Genomic DNA, 17,945 nt, shown 5'->3' with positions numbered 1-17,945 from the left:
GTGCACAACCAAACACCCAACCCCACCCTGTGCAGGAAGCAACACACCAACACGCTCAATTCAGCTCCAAGTTGTACCTGAGGGCTGGTTAGCGACCGACATGATGGTCGAAGGCTTTGTGCCGAAGCATGGCGTAATCGTCCGTTATCGCGGTGGCGCCTTCGAGGTGGTTTTTCGCTGTGCCGCCGTACTTGTGAGTGGTGCTGCTGCTTGCCATAGACGTGGTGTGGATAACTTCTGGCACGTCCTGCCGGGGCAGTGTATTTTGGTAGGAAACCACAGCGGAGCGGCGTCAAGGACGATGCCATGCCGCTATCAGCAACACGGGCAGGGGCCTGCGATGAGGAATAGCACCATCAGACAGTGGCTCCGAGCGGGCCGGAAAAATGGAACGGCCAGCGCGACCATCTTTGTTGCTGCTCTTCTGATACTGACCGGGTGCAGCACCACCCCCACGCCGCCAGAAGCCACCAGTACCGGCACCAATTCCCCAACCAAGACTGGCACTGCGGCTTCTGCATCAGCCACGGCGACTCCCTCCAGCGTTGTCGTCTATCAACCAGCAACGGCCAACGGCCCGGCTCAAAACGTACCCGTTCCCGTCCTGCCGGAAAGAGCTAAAGAGTTCAGCAAAGAAGGCCTACTCGCGTTCGCAGAACACTGGTATGCCACCCTCGGTTATGCTTTCGAAACCGGTGACCCGGCACCTATGACCGAAGTTACGGGTTCTGGATGTCTTAATTGCGACGCAATGAAAGAGACAGTGGTTGCGTGGCACTCTGAAGGGCGGTGGATTGTCGGTGGCCAGATGTATGTCTTGTCCCAAACGGCAACCTTCGTACCTGTAGATGATGGAACATATCAAGTAATCTCGATGGTTCGCCAGCAGAACGTTAAGTTCTTTAGTGGGGACAAGAGCCTTGTTGAAGACAGAGGTGCGAAACCTGCTGTTGCTGACATTCTAGTGGCCAACTATTCTACTGACCGTTGGATCGCCGTCACGGTTGAACACCTCAAAGGCAGCAAAGGCACCAACGAATGACACGGCCAATTGGAACCGCTCGGCGCACAACTGGGCTGCTTCTCGCAGTGATCATTCTTTCCAGCCTCACGCCTGTGCCTGCCTGTGCCAATACCGATCAACCTCCGCGAGCGGACTGGAACGACACGGTTGTGGATTTGAATGGATGGAATACACGTCCAGGTTCAGACTCGCAATACGGCAAAGCGCCCTCTACTGGTCCGCAGGATCCATTCATTTACGAAGCTAGGGTTGCCTGCACTTCAGGTGACAGCGTTACGTTCCCTGAATGCGCTTCCGTCATGCCACCGTGTGCAGCAAGCAACAATCCAGCCGACACCGACGCTCCGAAAAGCACTGCCGTCTACTGGTATAAAAGCCTGCGAAGCATCACGCCTCCGAATTGGACCTACGATTCCGGCCCGGTCTGCGTTCAAGGCGAGAAACCTAGAGACATCCTGGCAGAAATCGCCGCCCAAATCAGCAGCGAGTTCCAGCGCACACCCATCGCCCCCGCTACCATCGGCAGTCAGCCAGGGCCTCACACCCTCCGCGGGAAAGATACCAACGTCTACGCCACCGCCACCACGCAGACCTTCGCCCTGACCCTTCTCGAACAACAAGTCACCATCACCGCAGTTCCCGTGGCATACACCTGGGATTACGGCGACGGCGACGTCTGGGGGCCCACGGCCATTCATGGGGCGCCGCTGCACCAAGACCGTGTCGGGGAACAAACACAAACGAGCCACATTTACGCCATCACCGGAAAGCTCAGCATCAACCTCACCACCCATTTCACCGGCAGTTACAACGTCAACGGAGGGCCCTTCCTTCCCATCCCCGGCCAAGGCAACATTCCCTCACCACCTCTGGGCCTCACCGTCTGGCGCGCCATCACCCGTCTCTACGCCGACGATTGCATCACCAACCCCCATGGTGTCGGTTGCTAGCAGGATCGCCCGTAAACGAAAGTGGCGGTTAGCCTAACCTGTCACCCACGGAACCAGCACTGGGCACTGTAGGGAAGGCCGACGGCGACACCCAGAAAGTCTGGATGCCGCCGTCGTACGTTGCGGGAATACCTCCCGCTACTACTTCTTGGAAGCAGCCTTCGCCTTTTGAATGAGCGTCTTCTCATCAATGGGTGCATGAGATGAAGCACGCAGCTCGCGGTAGTAGTCGCGGGCCTCATCCTGGCGTTCGCGCTCTATGCCCGTTGCAATGGTGGCCCTCAGGTGCTCAGGACCGTAACCGAAAGCATCCACCAGGTCCACGGCGTGGGGGCGCAGTTTCGCCAGAATCCGGTTGATGTAGGGGGATAGGGTGCGGGCGCGCTGCATGGAGATACGGCCGTTCATCAAGTACCAGTCAAGGTGCTTTTCAATCAAAGTCAGCCCAAACAAGTCACGCAGTCGGGTGAGAACCCTCTTGGTGCCGGGATCGTTGACGCGTTCCAGAGCAGCCGTGAACGCCTCCCACTGAAGCAGTTCAGCATGCGCCCTGGCAGCCTCAATCAATTCATTCTGGTGGGCGTTGAAGACCTCGGCGCCCTTCTCCTTCGGCAGCTTTGCGGCCTCCCGGATTGCACCCGCAACTTCGGCAACCATGGTCTGCACGCGGTCCGCCAGCATCTGATTCTGCGTGTCGGCATCCTTCAGCGCCTTAGCGGACTTCTGCGCCGAACCGCTGTCAGCCACAAATTGTGCAACCTGGCGCAGGCCCGTCTTGTTGATCGTCAAGTCGGCAGCCTGTCCAGCGAAGAAGCGTGCCAGCACGCCGAAATCGAGGTTGCGGAACTCCTTGCTGTAATCACCCAACAAACGCTTGGCCACCAACTGCAGCAACACCGTGTTGTCACCTTCAAAAGTGGCGTAGACATCAAGGTCCGCACGCAGCGATGTGAGACGGTTCTCCACCATGAATCCAGCACCACCGCAGGCTTCCCGGCATTCCTGCAGGGTGTCTAGGGCGTGCCAGGTGGTCAGCGACTTCAACGCGGCCGCCAACGTCTCCAGGTCCTGCCGGTCTTCATCGGTGTCGTGGGCCCCGGAAAAGACATCGTCGAACTTCACGAGCAGTTCCTCGTGTGCAAACGCTGCAGCATACGTGGTGGCCAACAATGGCAGCAGCCGGCGCTGGTGGCGCTGGTAGTCAAGCAGCACCACTTCCTCAGTGTCCGAAGCAGCGTTGAACTGGCGGCGTTCCGTCGCATACTGAATGGCGATCTTCAAACCCACCTTGGAAGCAGCCACCGCCGCACCGTTCAAGGAGACGCGTCCCTGCACCAGTGTTCCGAGCATTGTGAAGAAACGGCGCCCGGGGCTTGCTATCGGCGAACTGTAAGTGCCGTCAACGGCCACGTCACCATAGCGGTTGAGCAGGTTCGTGCGGGGGATTCGTACACTGTTGAACGCCAACCGCCCATTGTCGATGCCGTTGAGCCCGCCCTTGATATTGTCATCAAGGCCTTGGACGCCCGGCAGGAATTTCTTCGTGGTCGGGTCGCGCAGTTCCACATAGAAGGCGTGCACACCATGGTTGACGCCCTTCGTGATGAGCTGGGCAAACACCACAGCGGCCAGACCGTCCACCGCAGCATTGCCGATGTACTCCTTCCACGCCGCCCGGAAAGGGGTGTTGATGACGAATTCCTGTGTCTCAGAATCGTAGGTGGCCGTAGTCGCGATCGAGGCAACATCGGAGCCGTGACCGATTTCCGTCATGGCAAAGCAGCCGGGAATCTCAACACTCATGATGCCGGGCAGCCACTTGTCCTGGTGCTCCTGGTTCCCCAGATGCATCACGGCCGAACCAAACAGGCCCCACTGGACGCCGCCCTTGATCTGTAACGAGGGGTCGGCAATGACGAGTTCTTCAAAGCCCGCAACGTTGCCACCGGGGTCGTTGCTTCCACCCAATCGCGTGGGGAAGGCACGGTGCACGGCGTTGTTTTCCACAAGAATGCCCAACTGGTCAAACACGCGCTTGCGGTGCTCGGTGTGGGAGAGGCCCTCAACTTTGTGAAGCTCGGGCCGGCCGGCCAGTTCACGCGCAGTCAGCCTGACTTCCGCCCACTGGCCCAGAAGCACCTCACCGAGGGCGGCAACATCCACGCCGTCTTCGTCGGGAACGCTCAAGGGAGAGGCTGTCACTACATTTGTCATGATTATCCTTCTGCTGCAGTTACTGAATGGGGGGAGACTGGTGGGACGTCATGCCCCACGCCGTCGAAAAGCCATGCGGAAATCTGTTCCGCCATGGCGTTGGAGTCTGGTTTGGACGCATCGCAAGGAGCTTGCAGCCACAGTTCACCGGCGGAACGAACCAGCCCGATGGCGGCTGTGGGCCAATAGCTGAGCAAGGGCGACGCCGGATCCACCAGCAGGTGCCGCAACGGTTCGGTAATCATTACCGTCACCGAGTCAAAAAAGCTGCTGAGCTCACCCGACTGCCTTGTCTCGCCGTCGCCCGGCAGGGTGGCGAAAGAGTAGACGTTGGGGGAGGTCTGCGCCATTTGAAGGTAGGCGGCGACCATTGCAGTGACACCCTCCCGGGGATCCGTTGCCGCCTGCCGTGCTGCCGCGATGGTCTGCTGCATCTGCCGGATGACCACTGAGCCGACGGCGTGCCGCAGTCCTGACTTGTCACCAAAATAGCGGTAGAAGACGGACTTTGAGGTTCCGGCCGTGGCGGCAATGTCCTCCATGGAGGCATCCGGCCCAAGCCGGTGAATGGCCCGCCTGGCCACGTTGATCAAGTCACGACGGCGTTCCTCGCGATGGGCATCCCATCTCGCCGAACGCCCGTCCACAGGAGCAGGGTCGACAGCAGCAGGGTTATCCTGCAGCTGGGTGGGCTGCTCACCGAAATGGGGAGCGGAGGCCCGTTGCTGAGTTTTCTTCACGATACTCAGCGTATCAGGTACGCTGGGTATCAAGAACAAGTTGCACCACCCTAGGAGAGGGCTCTATGACCACCCCCACAACACCCGGTATCCGCAAAGCAGTCATTGTTGGCGGGAACCGCATTCCCTTTGCCCGCACGGGCGGCGCCTACGCGCACTCCTCAAATCAAGACATGCTGACCGCCGCGCTCGATGGTTTGGTGGCTCGCTTCGGATTGGCCGGTGAACAGATTGGTGAAGTGGCCGCTGGTGCCGTGCTCAAGCATTCCCGGGACTTCAACCTCACCCGCGAAGCCGTTCTCGGTTCGGCTCTGGCCGCCACCACCCCCGCCTATGACCTGCAGCAAGCATGTGCCACAGGCATGGAAGCAGTTATCGGGCTCTCCAACAAAATCAAGCTGGGCCAAATTGATTCAGCGATTGCCGGTGGCGTTGACTCTGCCTCCGATGCCCCGATCGCCGTCAGCGAAGGCCTGCGCGCCATCTTGCTCGACCTCAATCGCGCCAAGACCACGGGCCAGAAGCTCAAGACTCTGAGCCGCATCAGGCCCAAGGACCTCAGCCCCGACGCACCGTCCACTGGAGAACCCCGCACCGGCCTGTCCATGGGTGAACACCAGGCACTCACGACGGCACAGTGGAAGATCAGCCGCGAGGCGCAGGACGAACTGGCACTGGCCAGCCACAAGAACCTGGCCGCAGCCTATGACAGGAACTTCTTTGACGACCTCCTCACTCCGTTCCGCGGACTGAGCCGGGACTCCAATCTGCGTGCAGATTCCAGCATGGAAAAGCTCGCCAAGCTCAAGCCTGTCTTTGGCAAGTCGCTGGGGGATGCGGCCACCATGACTGCGGGGAACTCCACGCCCCTGACAGACGGAGCCTCCACGGTGTTGTTGGCCTCCGAAGAATGGGCAGCTGCCCGGGAACTCCCCATCCTGGCCGACGTCGTTGACGGTGAAGCAGGCGCCGTTGACTTTGTCCACGGCAAGGATGGGCTTCTCATGGCCCCTGCGTTTGCCGTCCCGAGGCTGCTGGCCCGCAACGGCCTCACGCTGGCCGACTTTGACTACTTCGAAATCCACGAGGCCTTCGCTGGAACGGTGTTGAGCACCCTGGCCGCCTGGGAAGATGAGGAGTTTGGCATCACACGGCTGGGTCTGGACGGAGCATTCGGCTCCATCGACAGGTCCAAGCTCAATGTCAACGGTTCCTCCCTTGCCGCCGGGCACCCCTTTGCAGCAACAGGTGGCCGCCTCATCGCCACCCTTGCCAAGATGCTCCACGAACGTGGCCAGGTTGACGGTCGCCCCGCCCGCGGGCTGATCTCCGTCTGTGCCGCCGGCGGCCAGGGCGTCGTCGCCATCCTGGAAGCACGGTGATCCCATGACCTCGCAAAGCACGACCTCACACAACAAGTCTTCAAACAACAGCGCTTCAAGCAACAGGGCAGCTGGCGGACGCGAGAAGGCCGACAAATACACTGAGTTCGTCAGTGCCGGAATTGGCCGGGACCTGGCCAAACGACTGGGCCTGCCGCAACCTGCCATTCTGCGCCGCTACAGCCCCCACGCGCCCCTCGTTGAAGGGCCCATTGTGGTCCTGGGGCACGGAGCAGGGGCCGACGCCGTTGCGAAAGTCCTGCTTGATTGGCACCAGGACGTACGCAGGCATGCGACACCCAAGGAGAAGCTGGGCGCCATCGTGGTGGTGCTCGACGACTTGACGAATCCGGGCGGCCTCTCGGAGCCCATGCTGGCCATTGGTGCCGCGCTGCGTGATTTGAACAAGAATGGACGCGTTGTGAGCATCTCCCGCGAAGTGTCCGTGGAGGACGCGCCGGAAGTTGCGGCGGCACGCAACGCGGTTGACGGCATTGTGCGCTCGCTTGCCAAGGAGCTTCGAGCCGGAGCAACCGCCAACGGCATCGTGTTGCAAAACGGAATTCCTGCCGGTTCGCCCAGCGCCATGGCTGCTTTACGCTTCTTTCTCTCCGGCCGTTCGGCCTTTGTTGACGGGCAATTCCTCACTGCAGCAAGCGAAGGCTCACGGCAGGCACCCCATTGGGACAAGCCGCTGGAAGCAAACGTTGCCGTCGTCACCGGCGCTGCGCGGGGGATTGGGGCAGCCATTGCCCGCACTCTCGCCCGTGACGGGGCCACCGTAGTTGCTGTTGACATCCCTGCCGCAGGCGATCATTTGGCCGCCGTCGCCAATGAAATCCATGGCACGGCACTGCAACTGGACATCACCGATCCGGAGGCTGGCAACCGCATCCTCGAACACGCCATGAGCCGTTTTGGCCGCCTCGACATTGTTGTTCACAACGCCGGCATCACGCGGGACAAGCTGCTGGCCAATATGGATGCAGCCCGCTGGGATTCCGTGGTGGCTGTCAATCTTGAAGCGCAGCTGCGCATGAACAAGGCACTGCTCGCCAATGAGAGTTTTGCCAGCAACGGACGCATCATCAGTGTCTCCTCTACCAGCGGCATTGCCGGTAACCGCGGCCAAAGCAACTACGCCGCATCCAAGGCCGGCATTATCGGTATGGTGAGGTCCACCGCGCCCTTGATGGCTGCCAGCGGTGGGACGGTGAACGCCGTCGCCCCCGGCTTCATTGAAACGGACATGACAGCCAAGATCCCGTTCGCCACCCGTGAAGTGGCCCGCCGGCTGAATAGCCTCCAGCAAGGTGGCAAGCCTCGGGACGTGGCGGAGACCATCGCGTTCTTCGCCCAGCCCCAGGCGGCCGGTGTGACCGCGAACATCCTGCGTGTTTGCGGACAGAACTTGGTGGGGCAATGACAGCCGAGACGTTGTTGACGGAGATGCCGTCACTGTCGAAACTGTACGTCAATGCCGCGGCCACGGCGGCCAAGAGCCGGCTGGTGCGTGCAGAACCTGTTCTGGCATTGCCTGCACGGGCCATTGAGGTGCGGGGGGTTAGTGCTGATCTGGCCAAGGTGACGGAGTTTGCCCACCTGATGGGAGAACCTGCCCGCGACGTGCTGCCCTCCGGTTACTTGCATGCGTTGGTGTTCCCGGTGGCCATGAGTGTCATGGTTCAGGAGGACTTTCCGCTGCCGCTGCTGGGCATGATCCACTTGCGCAACGAGGTGGAACACTTGGCGCCGGTGCTGTTCAGCGACGAACTGTCGGTGCGCGCCTGGGCACGCGACCTGACAGGGCATCGCAGCGGCACCCAAGTGCAGATCGTGGCGGAAATCCACAATGCCGACGGCACCGAACTGCTCTGGCGCGGCGTGTCCACCTATCTGGCCAAGGGTGTGTTCCTGCCAGGGCTGGACAAACCAACGACGGCGGCTGCTCGCGTGGACTTCATCCCGCCCGCACCTACCGCGCAGTGGCGTCTGGGTGTGGACACCGGACGTGCCTATGCTGCCGTCTCGGGGGACTTCAACCCCATCCACTTGAGCGTGTTGAGCGCGAAGGCATTGGGTTTGCGGCGTTCCATTGCCCATGGCATGTACGCCGCGGCCCGGGTGTTGGCCACTGTTCCGCAATCCAAGCCCGACACCTTCTGCTGGGACATCGCCTTTGATTCCCCGATGTTCCTACCTGCCACTGTCTCGCTGGAGGTCGTTGACCACCGGACGGACGACGGCGCTTGGTTGAGGTCGGTGTTCACCGCGTGGGATGCGCGCACGGCCAGAAAATACTTCAATGGCTCGGTTTCGGCAGGGCGCTCAGTTATCGATTGAGTTCTCGTAGGGAATCGCAGCCATGAGTGCCTGGATCTTGCCCACCGTGGCCGGCTCCAAGCCGCTGGGAGACACACCGTTCCATGCCGCCACGGCCACATCACCAAAGTTGTGGCCGTGGCGGGCCGGAACGGCTTCCCCCAGGAACATGTCAAAGGCCACCTGCAGGTAGGTGACCAGTGGAATCCACACCATGGAGTCACTGACGTCCGGCGCCCTCCCACCGGCGGCGGCACTTCCGGTGAGCCAGTCGGGCTTTTGCCAGATCAGCCGCGGCGTCAACCACGTCACTGCATCAGTGCCATGTTGCAGGTAGGCAATCCGTGCAGGGACCCACGGACCTGTCAGGGCGTCGAAGTCACCATCTTTGGAAAGCCAGCGGATGTGGCGCCCCGCGTCATACACCGGCTGCCACGGCGTTGATCCCGCATCGCGGTGTTGCAGCAGAGTGCCCCAGGGCATCGAGTTGTTGGGCGGGCCGGAAAAGACGGCCCCATCCACGCTACTGATCATTTCCGCAGTGTCGGCAAAGACTGACTGCATACCGGACGCGCCCAGGCTCAGCCCATACACCAGCAGCGCCGGCCGCTTCTTGCTCGGCATGGCCAGCCATTCTTTCCTGACCGCATCGTAGAGGGCCTGCGAAGAATCACGCGGAAGCTCCTGGTGGAACAGGAATGACACCCAGCTTGGCTGGTAGGAGTACTGCATTGACACAATGGCGGTGTCGCCGCCGTGCAGGTATTCAAGGGACTCCACCGCTTGGCGTTCCAGCCACCCCGACCCTGTGGGTGTGGCGATCAGCAACGTGCCTCGTTCAAAACCGCCGGTTCGCTTGAGTTCAGCCACGGCCAGCGCCGCCCGCGCCTTCATGGATCCGGCCTGGACCTCACCGATATACACCCGCACCGGTTCCTTGGCAGGGCGCTGCGTCACAGCCGAGATCTGCTGAGCGGTGGGACCGCCACCCACAAAGGCCCGACCCTGCATGCCGAGTTTGTCCCAATCCACGGCGGAACTAGACCCTGCGGAACGGAACGTGGATGCTGGCTCAACAATTCCTTGTGGAGTGCTCTCGTTGCGTGACGCATACACACTGTCGGTGCCGATCAAGGCCACATTGACAAGCAGTACCAGCGCCACTGCCCCAGCCACAGCGCCCGTCAGAAATCCGCCCGCAGTGACGAGTGCGGATACACGGGTGACTCGCCGAGTCCAGCCCCGGCCCCACGCCGCAACTCTCTTCAGACACCAGTGGACGCCAAAAACGACTCCCACCGTGATAAGCGCAGTGGCGAAGAATATTGTCAGATCCGCGCCGTCCACGGGAGCCATCTCCACCTTGGCCCGTACGTCGTTTTGCCAGCGCAGCGAAAGAGCCCCCAATAGGAACGCATACACAGCAATTGCGGCCGCGCTCACCCACCAGCCCCACCGAGGGAAAACGAGTACGGAAGCAAGGGTGGCAACACGCGGACGGCGCGTTGTCCGGCGTCGCGCCAAGACTTTGAACACGAGCCGGCACAGCCAGGCAGCCAGCAGGTATGCGAGCCCAAAACTGAGGCCTGCAAGAAAACCTTGGAAAAGCGCAGGCCGCGGCACCAGTGACGGTGTGAGTGCCAGTGACACTGCCGCCAAGCCTGCCAGGACGGCAATATATCTGACGTAGCGCGCTTCATGCATGTCTCTAGGAACCTTTAGTGCCGGGAAATGTAACTCTCAGGGTATCCGAGGATCACCCACCAAGGCGGCATGGCGGGCCGCGTCTACAGCACCGTTGACAGACGCCATCGTCCCGGCGTGGCTGCCAGCTGCATGGGCAGAGGAGGAACCGTAGGACATTGGCTGCCTGCGGGCGGAACGGAGCGCCGGATACAACGCCTGCACGTGCTCGTCCGCCCGTTCCCGCCGCCCGGCAAGAACAATGCTGGTGCCCGGCTCGGCAGCAGCCGCTTCGGAACTGTGCACGGCCTCGATGCGATGCGCGACGGTGGCCAGGAAGGCGAGCTGGAACTGGCGTCGTTCAAGGGTCTTCTCATGCGGGGTCAGATATGGCTTGTACCGGTAGTCGAGCCACCAGGCCTGCAGGGCGGTTTCCAGCTGCAGTTTAAGGGAGGCGAAAAGACGAAGGATCTGGGCGACGTCGGACTCAGCCCCGATCAAGTACATGATCTTCGCAGCACTCGTGTTGGCCTGCAGTACCCGCACCGTGTTGAAGGCCATGGCAATCAACGTGAAGCCTCGAGCCAAACCCACGCGATACTGGCCGCTGAGTTCAAAGCGCTGCTCCACCATGGGCTCCTGGGGCTTACCTGCTTTCCCGGCCGCGGCGTCGATGCTTGCCTGCTCAATGCCATAACGCACCATGAGACGCTCGGCATGTTCTTGAAAGGTTTGGGCCTCAGCGGGGAAGGGTGTGCTCTCCGCCTTCGCCAACAGTTTAGTGATGAGCTTGAGCGTCTTCTCAGCTTTCTTGCCAGCTTGGCTGACCGTCTCCATGGTGCTGGCTCCTTGGCTCTTCGTTGCTGCGTTCCTGTGTTGCTTGCTTCGAGGTTAGCGCGGCCCACTGACATTCTCCGGCAAACAAAAAGACTCCCTGGGAACCGTGGTTCCCAGGGAGTCTGTCAGTGCGCGGAGGGGGACTTGAACCCCCACCCCGTTTCCAGGACTAGCACCTCAAGCTAGCGCGTCTGCCATTCCGCCACCCGCGCAGGTGATCGCAGGACACTGGTTCTTCCATTCGGTTGAATCGTTGTCTCCCGCAGCAGCGATGAAAACAATAGCACGACTTTCGGATGAAAGAACAATCGAGTACCCCCTGCCCGTGCAGCCTACCCGCCAACTGCCGGAATCAACGGAAACGGTAGGGTGGAGGCACTGCCAAGCACTAAGGAGATTGCCCGTGAACACCATCAGGCCCGAGGATGAAGTTGCGGGCATCTGCGCCGATCTCATCCGGTTCGACACCAGCAACTTTGCTGACAACGAAGGACCCGGGGAACGTGCCATTGCCGAGCACACTGCTGCACTGATTTCCGATGCCGGGCTGTCCGCTGAACTCTATGAGTCCTCACCGGGACGGGCCAACGTGGTCACCCGCCTTGAGGGAAGCGACTCCTCCCTGCCGGCACTTGTGGTCCACGGACACTTGGATGTTGTCCCCGCCCAAGCGGCGGACTGGAGCATGGACCCCTTCGGCGGAGAAGTCCGCGACGGCCTGATATGGGGCAGGGGAGCGGTGGACATGAAGGACATGGATGCCATGATCCTGTCCGTCATGCGCTCCATGGGACGGGAAAAGCGCAAACCCAAACGTGACATTGTGTTTGCCTTCTTCGCCGATGAGGAAGCCGGCGGCACCTACGGCGCCCGTTGGTCCGTGGACAACAGGCCCGACCTCTTTGAAGGTGCCACTGAAGCCATCTCCGAAGTGGGCGGCTTCTCCACGGAGATCAACGGCAAACGCGCGTATCTGCTGCAAACGGCTGAGAAGGGCCTGGCCTGGCTGCGCCTCACGGCCCATGGCCGGGCTGGCCATGGCTCGCACATCAACACCGACAACGCAGTGACCCGCCTGGCCCGTGCCGTGACCCGGATCGGCGACCATCGGTGGCCCATTGAATACACCGACACCACGCGAGCGTTCCTGGAAGGGGTTTCCGAGCTGACAGGCATTGAATTCGACGAGTCCAATCCAGATGTCCTGCTGGACCAGCTCGGCACGGTATCGCGCTTCGTGGGTGCAACGCTGCAAAACACGTCAAACCCGACGTTTCTGAACGGCGGCTACAAAGCCAATGTGATTCCGGGCATGGCGGAGGCGATGATCGATGTACGCACATTGCCGGGACAGCACGAACATGTCCTTGAAGTGGTCCGAGAACTGGCCGGTGAGGGTGTGGATATTTCCACCATCCACAATGACGTGTCGCTGGAGACGCCGTTCGCAGGCAACCTCGTCGACGCCATGATCGATTCCCTGCACGCCGAGGATCCGGGCTCCACCGTGCTGCCCTACACACTTTCCGGGGGAACAGACAACAAATCCCTGAGCCGGCTGGGCATCACCGGTTACGGCTTTGCCCCATTGCAGTTGCCCCCCGAGTTGGACTTCACCGGCATGTTCCATGGCGTCGACGAACGCGTCCCCGTCGACTCGCTAAAATTTGGCGCCCGCGTTCTGGACCGCCTGCTGAGCACCTACTGAGGATTCACACCATGAGCACCACGGAGACACAAACCACTGCATTGACCGACCTTCTACCCGCGGACCTCCTTGAGCGGTTCAGGGGCCGAGCCAAGGGCTACGACGAGCGTAACGAGTTCTTTTTCGAAGACCTGGCTGAACTGAAGGCGCAAGGCTATCTGCGCATGTTCGCTGCCAAGGACGACGGCGGACTCGGCTTTGGTCTGGAACAGGCGGCTGCCGCTCAACGCAGGTTGGCAACAGCCGCCCCGGCCACCGCACTGGCGATCAACATGCACCTGGTGTGGACCGGCGTCGCGCATCTCCTGGCAAAGCGGGGGGACGACTCCTTGCACTATGTGCTGCAGGAGGCCGTGGCCGGGGAGGTGTTTGCCTTTGGAAACTCCGAGGCCGGCAATGACTCCGTACTGTTTGACTCCAATACGGTGGCGCAGCCGCTGGGGGATGGCAGCTACTCGTTTACCGGGACGAAAATCTTCACGTCGTTGTCTCCCGCATGGACGCGCCTTGGCATCTTTGGCAAGGATTCCACGGGGCAGGAGCCGGTGCTGGTGCACGCCTTCATCGCCCGCGAGGCCCCCGGATTCACCATCAAGGACGACTGGAACACTTTGGGCATGCGGGCCAGCCAGTCCAACACCACCGTGCTCGACGGCGTGGTGGCACCGGCCGAACGCGTCTTCCGCAAGTTGCCGGTGGGACCCAACGCCGACCCGTTGATCTTCTCCATCTTCGCCTGCTTCGAGACGCTGCTGGCTGCCGTGTACACGGGCTTGGGGGAGCGGGCGCTGCATATCGGCGTGTCCACCGTGAAAAAGCGCATATCGAAAAAGTACGACGGAAAGTCGTATGCCCAGGATCCAGATATCCGCTGGCGTATTGCCGACGCGGCGCTGGCCATGGACGGGCTGTACCCGCAACTTGCTTCGGTGGCCCGGGATGTGGACAACCTTGTCGACCACGGGACTCAGTGGTTCCCACAGATGGTGGGGCTGAAGATCAGGGCCACCGAAACAGCGCGAACTGTCGTTGATTTGATCATCCGCGTCAGTGGTGGCGGGACCTACTTTGCCGGCAATGAACTGGGGCGCCTGTATAGGGACGTGCTCGCCGGGATCTTCCACCCCTCGGACGACGAGTCTGCCCACTCCACTATTGCCAGCGCCTGGTTGGGACCCATCGAGAAATAGGGCGGGGAGGGCACGCTAGTAGACGTTGAGGGTCCGCTCAACGCGCAGCACCTTGCGGCGCATGAGATACCTTCGCTGCCCGCCCATATAGAGAGTGCTGCGGGCAAGCTCCCACTTGCCATATTCAGCGTGTTCACGCAGTCGTTGGTAGGCGGTGGGAACATGCTCACCGGGAGAGACTGTAATCACCAGGTATTCGTATTGGCGCAGCGGTGCCCCACTGCCAGTCAATACCGGTTTCAGCGTTTCCCTCATGGAAGTTCCTTTCGTCCACGGCCAGTGAACCATGCGTCTTCTTCCAACGCTACCCCCTTCCGCAACAGGGCGGCAGCTTCCATGGAAAAGAGGACTTTCAAGTTGGCTGGCACACTGGTAGCGTCATGCGCATGAGCATTGATCCCCGTGAAGCCCTGAGTGCACTGACCTCGGCATTGGAAGAACACCTGGTGGCGGCTTCCGCGCGCCGGGGTGAAGAAGACCCCATTGTCGAGGCCACGTTCCTGGGCATCATCGATGCCTTTGAAGCCTACGAAGAGGCACTCTTTGACGCGTTTGACGAGGTTACGCCATTGGTCATCTACGGAGAAGACGACGGTGACTTCGACGATGATGACAGCGATGATGACGACGATGACGACACTCACGATGACAGTGATGATGACGACGATGATGAGGAAAGCACCCAGCACAAGGACTGAAAGTTGTCCTAGTTGAGTTTGGAAACCTCGTTCAGTACCGTCGTGATTTGTTCCGGCAGTGGTTCCAAAGAGGACGAAAGCACTTCCTTGAGGTGTCCGTGCGTTCTGGGGCCCACCACGGCAGAGGTGACACCGTGGTGCTCCAGCAGCCAGCTCAAAGCCACATCCAATGGCGTGCGGCGCAGCCCCTTGGCCGCTGTTACAAGGGCTTCGGTGATCCTGGCCGGGCGGCCATCCAGATACTTTTCCACATAACCGCTCATGGTGGCGCTGGCTCCACGGGAATCGGCGGGGATCTGCCCCCTGTACTTCCCCGTCAACACACCCCGGCCCAGCGGCGCCCAGCACAACAAACCGGCACCCACATGCTCGGCCGCAGGGATGACTTCTTGTTCGGCAGTGCGTTCCAACAGCGAGTATTCAATCTGGTTGGCCACCAGGGGCACCTCGGACAGGGTTGCCGCTCGTGCCAGCTGCCATCCGTTGTAGTTGGACACACCCGCGTAGCGCACCCTGCCGCTGCTCACCGCGAATTCAAGGGCACCCAAGGTTTCCTCCAGGGGAACGTTCTCATCCCAGATGTGGGCAAGCCACAGGTCCAGGTGGTCTGTGCCCAGCCGTGCAAGTGACGCGTCAAGTCCTGCGAGCATGGCTCGGCGAGAGGTGTCGACCATGCGTTTTCCATTGCGGTGGCTGATGCCGGCCTTTGACATCAACACCACGTCGCTGCGTGGAACAACATCACCGAGTAACTCGCCCAAAATGGCTTCGCTGCGGCCCTCAGCGCAGCTGAAGGCTGTGTCAATGGTGGTGCCGCCGGCATCAATAAAGTCCCGCAGCATGGTTCCAGCAGACTGTGCATCCGTCTCATTACCCCAGGTCATTGTGCCCAGAGTCAGGGCAGAGACACGCAAACCGCTGGTGCCCATGAATCGTTGTTCCATACCTGCAAGCTTACGGTGAACTGTGCGGGCGTTGTGCGCCACCATGACGTCCGCCGGGAGCGGCGCTGAACCCCTCCTGCCCGTGCATGCTTTAGGCTGAACCCGTGAACTGGTTTGAAGCGGCCTTCCTGGGCCTTATCCAAGGCCTGACCGAATTCCTCCCGATTTCCTCAAGCGCCCATCTTTTTGTCGTCGGCAAGTTCCTGCCCTCTGGTGCGGACCCTGGGGCGGCCTTTACCGCAGTCAGCCAGCTCGGCACGGAAACTGCCGTGCTGGTCTTCTTTTGGCGGGACATTGTCCGCATCGTGAAGGCCTGGTGGGGGTCACTGCGCGGGCGGGTGGCTCGCAACGAGCCGGACGTGCGCATGGGCTGGCTCGTCATCATTGGCAGCATCCCCATCGCCCTGTTGGGGGTGCTGTTCCAAAGCCAAATCGAATCGACGCTGCGGAACCTGTGGCTTGTAGCAACCACACTCATCGTCTTTGGACTGATCCTGGCCGTGGCCGACACCGTCGCCACTCAAAGCAGGGAACTCAAGGACTTGAGCTACAAGCACGGCATCATTTACGGTTTCGCCCAGGCGTTGGCCCTCATTCCTGGAGTGTCGCGCTCCGGAGGCACCATCACGGCCGGGTTGCTGATGGGCTACACCCGTGAATCGGCAGCAAGGTATTCGTTCCTGCTGGCCATCCCCGCCGTGTTTGGCAGCGGCTTCTATGAGCTGTACAGAATCTTCGCCAAGCACGAAGGCGCCCAAGGTCCGTTCGGCATCGGCGAAATTGCGTTGGCCACCATCATCGCGTTCGTTGTGGGATATTTCATCATTGGCTGGTTCCTGAAGTTCATCTCCACCAAGAGCTTCCGCCCTTTCGTCTGGTACCGGATCGGCTTGGGACTTTTCCTGTACCTCCTGTTGGGTGCCGGCGTCATCACCGCGTAGCGGGAACTGTAAGCTTGGCACTGTGAAAACTTGGAAGTCCCCTGCCCTCCCTCAGCTGCCCGGCACCATGCCGGTCATCCATTTGCATGAAACCACCCAACAGCGGGTTGTTCCGCTGCCGGACTCGGACAAGGCAAGCCTCTACGTCTGCGGCATCACCCCGTACGACGCCACCCACATCGGCCACGCCGCAACGTATGTGGCCTTTGACTTGCTGAACCGGGCCTGGCGTGACCAGAACCGTGCCGTCAATTATGTGCAAAATGTCACAGATATTGATGATCCCCTACTCGAACGGGCCAACCGCGACGGGGTCGACTGGCGCGAACTCGCCGCGTCCCAGACGGCCCTGTTCCAAGCGGACATGGAAGCCCTGAACGTGCTGGCCCCTGATCACTACATTGGCGCCGTTGAGTCCATTGCTTGGATCGTGCCCGAGGTTGAAAGCCTCATTGCCGCAGGACTGGCCTACCCAGTCGTTGGCGCCGACGGGGCGCCCGACGGCGACATCTACTTCTCCGTCGAAGCCGCCTCTGCCGCATCGCATGATCCCGACCTGCAAGCGCCTTGGTGGCTCGGCCAGATCAGTGGATTGACGCAGGAAGAAATGCTGCCGTTCTTTGCCGAACGCGGCGGAGACCCCCAGCGCCCCGGCAAGCGCCACCCCCTTGACGCCCTGCTCTGGCGCGTTGCCCGGGACGGCGAGCCTTCATGGGACGGTGCCTCACTGGGGGCGGGTCGCCCTGGCTGGCACATCGAGTGCACTGTCATTGCGCGGCGCTTTTTGCCCAGCCCCTTCACCGTTCAGGGTGGTGGCAGCGACCTGGTGTTCCCGCACCACGAAATGGGTGCCGGCCACGCCTTTGCCTTGGGGGAGACCCCCATGGCCCGGCACTACAGCCATACCGGCATGGTGGGCCTGGACGGCGAAAAGATGAGCAAATCCCTGGGCAACCTGGTGTTGGTCTCCGTGCTGCGCTCCGAGGGGGTTGACCCTGCCGTCATCCGCCTGGCCATCCTGGCACACCACTACCGCACTGATTGGTTCTGGACACAGGAACTGCTTGACGACGCCGAACTCCGCCTCCAGCGCTGGCGTGAAGCCCTGCTTCATTCACCAGTTGGGACGGGGAAAATCGTCCTGGCCGAACTGCGGGAAGCGCTGTCCCAGGACCTTGACGCACCGCGCGCGTTGGCCGCCGTCGACGATTGGGCCGCAACTGCGGAGTCCTCGGAGCAGGCCTCCGAACATGATGCCGACCTGATCTCGGATGCCATCGAGGCCCTGCTGGGCGTAGCACTGTAAAGCGTC

16 protein-coding genes and 1 tRNA gene are annotated in these 17,945 nt (G+C 61.1%); 10 read left to right on the top strand and 7 right to left on the bottom strand.

Features of this window, described 5'->3' with window-relative positions:
- The coding region (locus Q4P21_RS08380) for a DUF6318 family protein (RefSeq protein ID WP_303388329.1) at positions 1-1,042 on the top strand (1,042 nt) is incomplete at its 5' end.
- Between the two features lie 281 nt (positions 1,043-1,323).
- Positions 1,324-1,974 (top strand): hypothetical protein, encoded by a 651-nt coding sequence (locus Q4P21_RS08375; protein WP_303388328.1) that lies wholly within the window; start codon positions 1,324-1,326, stop codon positions 1,972-1,974.
- 141 nt (positions 1,975-2,115) lie between these two features.
- On the opposite strand, the gene Q4P21_RS08370 is transcribed toward Q4P21_RS08375, so the two are convergent.
- Together Q4P21_RS08370 and Q4P21_RS08365 are read right to left on the bottom strand one after the other, a co-directional pair.
- Positions 2,116-4,188 carry an acyl-CoA dehydrogenase gene (locus Q4P21_RS08370; RefSeq protein WP_303388327.1) on the bottom strand — a complete coding sequence of 691 codons (2,073 nt, stop codon included), beginning with the start codon at positions 4,186-4,188 and terminating at the stop codon, positions 2,116-2,118.
- 2 nt (positions 4,189-4,190) lie between these two features.
- Positions 4,191-4,928 carry a TetR/AcrR family transcriptional regulator gene (locus Q4P21_RS08365; protein WP_303388326.1) on the bottom strand — a complete coding sequence of 246 codons (738 nt, stop codon included), beginning with the start codon at positions 4,926-4,928 and terminating at the stop codon, positions 4,191-4,193.
- 65 nt (positions 4,929-4,993) lie between these two features.
- On the opposite strand from Q4P21_RS08365, the gene Q4P21_RS08360 reads away from it, so the two are divergent.
- From Q4P21_RS08360 to Q4P21_RS08350, 3 genes are read left to right on the top strand one after another with little or no spacing between them, the layout of a single operon-like run.
- Positions 4,994-6,310 carry an acetyl-CoA C-acetyltransferase gene (locus tag Q4P21_RS08360; RefSeq protein WP_303388325.1) on the top strand — a complete coding sequence of 439 codons (1,317 nt, stop codon included), beginning with the start codon at positions 4,994-4,996 and terminating at the stop codon, positions 6,308-6,310.
- Positions 6,311-6,314: 4 nt separating this feature from the next.
- Positions 6,315-7,736 (top strand): 3-oxoacyl-ACP reductase, encoded by a 1,422-nt coding sequence (locus Q4P21_RS08355; RefSeq protein ID WP_303388324.1) that lies wholly within the window; start codon positions 6,315-6,317, stop codon positions 7,734-7,736.
- Positions 7,733-8,653 carry a MaoC/PaaZ C-terminal domain-containing protein gene (locus Q4P21_RS08350; protein ID WP_303388323.1) on the top strand — a complete coding sequence of 307 codons (921 nt, stop codon included), beginning with the start codon at positions 7,733-7,735 and terminating at the stop codon, positions 8,651-8,653. Before Q4P21_RS08355 ends, Q4P21_RS08350 begins: the two co-directional genes overlap by 4 nt.
- Here the strand turns inward: Q4P21_RS08350 and Q4P21_RS08345 are convergent.
- The 3 genes from Q4P21_RS08345 to Q4P21_RS08335 form a co-directional block, all read right to left on the bottom strand.
- The gene (locus tag Q4P21_RS08345) at positions 8,639-10,336 is read right to left on the bottom strand and encodes an alpha/beta-hydrolase family protein (RefSeq protein WP_303388322.1); all 1,698 of its coding nucleotides are present in this window, start codon (positions 10,334-10,336) and stop codon (positions 8,639-8,641) included. The two genes, Q4P21_RS08350 and Q4P21_RS08345, sit on opposite strands and share 15 nt — an antisense overlap.
- Before the next feature lie 36 nt (positions 10,337-10,372).
- Positions 10,373-11,152 (bottom strand): DUF2786 domain-containing protein, encoded by a 780-nt coding sequence (locus Q4P21_RS08340; protein WP_303388321.1) that lies wholly within the window; start codon positions 11,150-11,152, stop codon positions 10,373-10,375.
- A gap of 129 nt (positions 11,153-11,281) precedes the next feature.
- A tRNA-Leu gene (locus Q4P21_RS08335) sits at positions 11,282-11,364 on the bottom strand.
- A 191-nt stretch (positions 11,365-11,555) separates the two neighbouring features.
- Between Q4P21_RS08335 and Q4P21_RS08330 the strand changes: the two genes are divergently transcribed.
- Positions 11,556-12,860: a M20/M25/M40 family metallo-hydrolase gene (locus Q4P21_RS08330; protein WP_303388320.1), complete on the top strand. Its 1,305-nt coding sequence runs from the start codon at positions 11,556-11,558 to the stop codon at positions 12,858-12,860.
- Between the two features lie 11 nt (positions 12,861-12,871).
- Complete coding sequence (locus Q4P21_RS08325) at positions 12,872-14,050, top strand: acyl-CoA dehydrogenase family protein (RefSeq protein ID WP_303388319.1); 1,179 nt, start codon at positions 12,872-12,874, stop codon at positions 14,048-14,050.
- 15 nt (positions 14,051-14,065) lie between these two features.
- Here Q4P21_RS08325 and Q4P21_RS08320 read toward each other — a convergent pair whose 3' ends face one another.
- Entirely contained in the window at positions 14,066-14,305 is a 240-nt protein-coding gene (locus Q4P21_RS08320) for a DUF5703 family protein (RefSeq protein WP_303388318.1), read from the bottom strand.
- Positions 14,306-14,436: 131 nt separating this feature from the next.
- On the opposite strand from Q4P21_RS08320, the gene Q4P21_RS08315 reads away from it, so the two are divergent.
- Positions 14,437-14,748 (top strand): hypothetical protein, encoded by a 312-nt coding sequence (locus Q4P21_RS08315; protein WP_303388317.1) that lies wholly within the window; start codon positions 14,437-14,439, stop codon positions 14,746-14,748.
- An 8-nt stretch (positions 14,749-14,756) separates the two neighbouring features.
- Here the strand turns inward: Q4P21_RS08315 and Q4P21_RS08310 are convergent, their stop codons facing one another.
- On the bottom strand, positions 14,757-15,692 hold the full coding sequence (locus Q4P21_RS08310; protein ID WP_303388316.1) for an aldo/keto reductase: 936 nt from the start codon (positions 15,690-15,692) through the stop codon (positions 14,757-14,759).
- A gap of 104 nt (positions 15,693-15,796) precedes the next feature.
- On the opposite strand from Q4P21_RS08310, the gene Q4P21_RS08305 reads away from it, so the two are divergent.
- On the top strand, positions 15,797-16,633 hold the full coding sequence (locus Q4P21_RS08305; RefSeq protein WP_303388315.1) for an undecaprenyl-diphosphate phosphatase: 837 nt from the start codon (positions 15,797-15,799) through the stop codon (positions 16,631-16,633).
- Between the two features lie 22 nt (positions 16,634-16,655).
- Complete coding sequence (mshC, locus tag Q4P21_RS08300) at positions 16,656-17,939, top strand: cysteine--1-D-myo-inosityl 2-amino-2-deoxy-alpha-D-glucopyranoside ligase (protein WP_303388314.1); 1,284 nt, start codon at positions 16,656-16,658, stop codon at positions 17,937-17,939.
- Positions 17,940-17,945: the final 6 nt, after the last annotated feature.

It is taken from the genome of Arthrobacter sp., from assembly GCF_030540645.1.
Classification (GTDB): domain Bacteria; phylum Actinomycetota; class Actinomycetes; order Actinomycetales; family Micrococcaceae; genus Specibacter.
Note: the sequence above shows the minus strand (reverse complement) of the source record. Positions and strands in the feature narration are given on the sequence as shown.

Excerpts from the sequence above, each read along its gene's own strand:
- Q4P21_RS08375 (WP_303388328.1), top strand. The coding sequence starts at position 1,324 with ATGCCACCGTGTGCAGCAAGCAACAATCCAGCCGACACCGACGCTCCG.
- Q4P21_RS08370 (WP_303388327.1), bottom strand. The coding sequence starts at position 4,188 with ATGACAAATGTAGTGACAGCCTCTCCCTTGAGCGTTCCCGACGAAGAC.
- Q4P21_RS08360 (WP_303388325.1), top strand. The coding sequence starts at position 4,994 with ATGACCACCCCCACAACACCCGGTATCCGCAAAGCAGTCATTGTTGGC.
- Q4P21_RS08355 (WP_303388324.1), top strand. The coding sequence starts at position 6,315 with ATGACCTCGCAAAGCACGACCTCACACAACAAGTCTTCAAACAACAGC.
- Q4P21_RS08350 (WP_303388323.1), top strand. The coding sequence starts at position 7,733 with ATGACAGCCGAGACGTTGTTGACGGAGATGCCGTCACTGTCGAAACTG.
- Q4P21_RS08345 (WP_303388322.1), bottom strand. The coding sequence starts at position 10,336 with ATGCATGAAGCGCGCTACGTCAGATATATTGCCGTCCTGGCAGGCTTG.
- Q4P21_RS08340 (WP_303388321.1), bottom strand. The coding sequence starts at position 11,152 with ATGGAGACGGTCAGCCAAGCTGGCAAGAAAGCTGAGAAGACGCTCAAG.
- Q4P21_RS08325 (WP_303388319.1), top strand. The coding sequence starts at position 12,872 with ATGAGCACCACGGAGACACAAACCACTGCATTGACCGACCTTCTACCC.
- Q4P21_RS08320 (WP_303388318.1), bottom strand. The coding sequence starts at position 14,305 with ATGAGGGAAACGCTGAAACCGGTATTGACTGGCAGTGGGGCACCGCTG.
- Q4P21_RS08315 (WP_303388317.1), top strand. The coding sequence starts at position 14,437 with ATGAGCATTGATCCCCGTGAAGCCCTGAGTGCACTGACCTCGGCATTG.
- Q4P21_RS08310 (WP_303388316.1), bottom strand. The coding sequence starts at position 15,692 with ATGGAACAACGATTCATGGGCACCAGCGGTTTGCGTGTCTCTGCCCTG.